This is a genomic window from Mesorhizobium sp. M8A.F.Ca.ET.021.01.1.1 (assembly GCF_003998025.1).
GTDB lineage: Bacteria > Pseudomonadota > Alphaproteobacteria > Rhizobiales > Rhizobiaceae > Mesorhizobium.
In genome coordinates this window covers 1-1,719 of record NZ_RZSJ01000860.1, presented here as the reverse complement: position 1 = coordinate 1,719, position 1,719 = coordinate 1, and the positions used below count along the sequence as shown (strand labels likewise).

Sequence of the window (1,719 nt, the reverse complement as noted above, 5' to 3'; positions counted from 1 at the left end):
CTCCCCCACAAGGGGGGAGATTGGCAGCTTCGGTGCCGCGCCCTACTTCCCCGCCATATGGTCGGCAAGCGCCTGCGCCTGGGCAAGCAGTGCGGGGAAGACGGGGTTGTCAGGCAGGCTCTTGCCCATGCAGGCGCGGAAGTCGCTGTCGCCTTTTGCCCAGGCGGCGTCGGCGGCATCGGATGTGTTTTCGTCGCTGTCGCCGGCGGCCTGCTTGACCAGTTTCTGGGCGGCGGCGTCGGCGGCGGTCCAGACCGCGTCGCAGGCCGCGATCTTGGGGACAGGGGGTGTCGCCGGCGCCTCGGCGATCATGACGCTGTTGCCCTTGACGAGCGTGACGACGACCTCCTGGTCGTAGTTCGGCCCGACATCCTGTGCCCAGCCGCCGAGGCGGGCGATCGCCATGTCGGCGCCATCAGGCGTCTTCAGCTTGAAGTCGAGCGTGCCGGTGAAAGCGGCGTCGCTGCCGATGGCCTGGGTGTAGAAGGCATCGAGCTTCAGCGCCGCGTCGAAGTTGGTGGGCAGTTTGAGATCGGCGTCGGTCTCGGCGGCGCGTGATTGCAGCCAGCGCTCGACCAGCCCGCGTGTCGAGGCCACGATGCTGGGGCCATCCTCGGTGCCGTGGCGCAGCCCGTCCAGCATGCCGAATCCGACATCGGAGGAACTGAGGCTTTCGATGTTGATCGTGCCGGCCGCCGGAAAACCCTTGACCGTGAAAGGTCCCAGAAGCGTGGAAAGGCGCTGTTCGAGATCGGCGCGGGCCTTGTCATTGGCCGCATCGAGCGTTTCCACGGCAGCGTTGCCGCTTTCCATCGCGGCGATGGCCGATATCGCCTTGTCGCGCGCGGCGATGTAGTCGTCCTCCGGCGAAGCCGCATGGGCCGCACCGCTCGCCAGCGCCAACACCAAAGTCCAGACCAGACGCATCGTGGAACCTCCGTTTTTACAAGCTCTTCGCGTGGCTTGGTGGCGATTGTGCGGCGGTGAAGTCATGGTGAGGCGTCGCCGATATCGGGGACGCCGGATCAGCTTTGGCACCGCCGGCAACCGCCATATCAGGAAGACGATGAAACCTTCCGATATCCAGGCCGTTATGGCCGTTGTGGCAGACATCAAATCCAAACCCAAGCCGGTCGGCGGCGCCAAACCAAACGGTGCCAGGAAGCCCCGCCAGCGGGAGGCATCCGATGTCGAGGCCGCTTCCGAGGTCGTCGGCGAGGCCGCACCGCCGCCGGAGGCGGTGGAACCTGATCCGCAACTGAGCCCCGAACAGGCCGAGCAGGCGCGCAAGAAATACCTGCTGAAGCGGTTCTGGATCAGCGCGCGCGGCTATTGGAGCCGGCGCGGCGACAAGCTCGCGTGGCCGTGCACGATCGGGCTCCTGATCCTGATCTGCGTCAATGTCGGCTTCCAGTATGGCATCAATGTCTGGAACCGCTCGATCTTCGACGCCATCGAACAGCGCAATGCGCCGACCGTCTATTTCCTGAGCGCCGTGTTCGTGCCGCTGGTGCTTGGCAGTGTCAGCCTCGTCGTCGCGCAGGTCTATCTGCGCATGACGATCCAGCGCCGCTGGCGCTCCTGGCTCACCACGTCGGTCATCGGCCGCTGGCTCACCAATGGCCGCTACTACCAGCTCAATCTCGTCGGCGGCGATCACCAGAACCCGGAAGCTCGCATTGCCGAGGATCTGCGGATCGCCACGGAATCGCCCGTGGA

General features: G+C 65.6%; 1 protein-coding gene and 1 pseudogene. One reads left to right on the top strand and one right to left on the bottom strand.

Going from position 1 to position 1,719, the window contains the following annotated elements:
• Positions 1-42: 42 nt before the first annotated feature.
• Positions 43-927, bottom strand: a complete 885-nt coding sequence (locus EOA36_RS34810) for a hypothetical protein (RefSeq protein WP_127281177.1) — start codon at positions 925-927, stop codon at positions 43-45.
• A 175-nt stretch (positions 928-1,102) separates the two neighbouring features.
• Between EOA36_RS34810 and EOA36_RS34805 the strand changes: the two are divergent.
• Positions 1,103-1,719: pseudogene (locus tag EOA36_RS34805) on the top strand (ABC transporter ATP-binding protein/permease); the annotation flags it as partial.

Bases quoted from the DNA above. Each gene is read 5' to 3' on its own strand.
- EOA36_RS34810 (WP_127281177.1), bottom strand. From the start codon at position 927: ATGCGTCTGGTCTGGACTTTGGTGTTGGCGCTGGCGAGCGGTGCGGCC.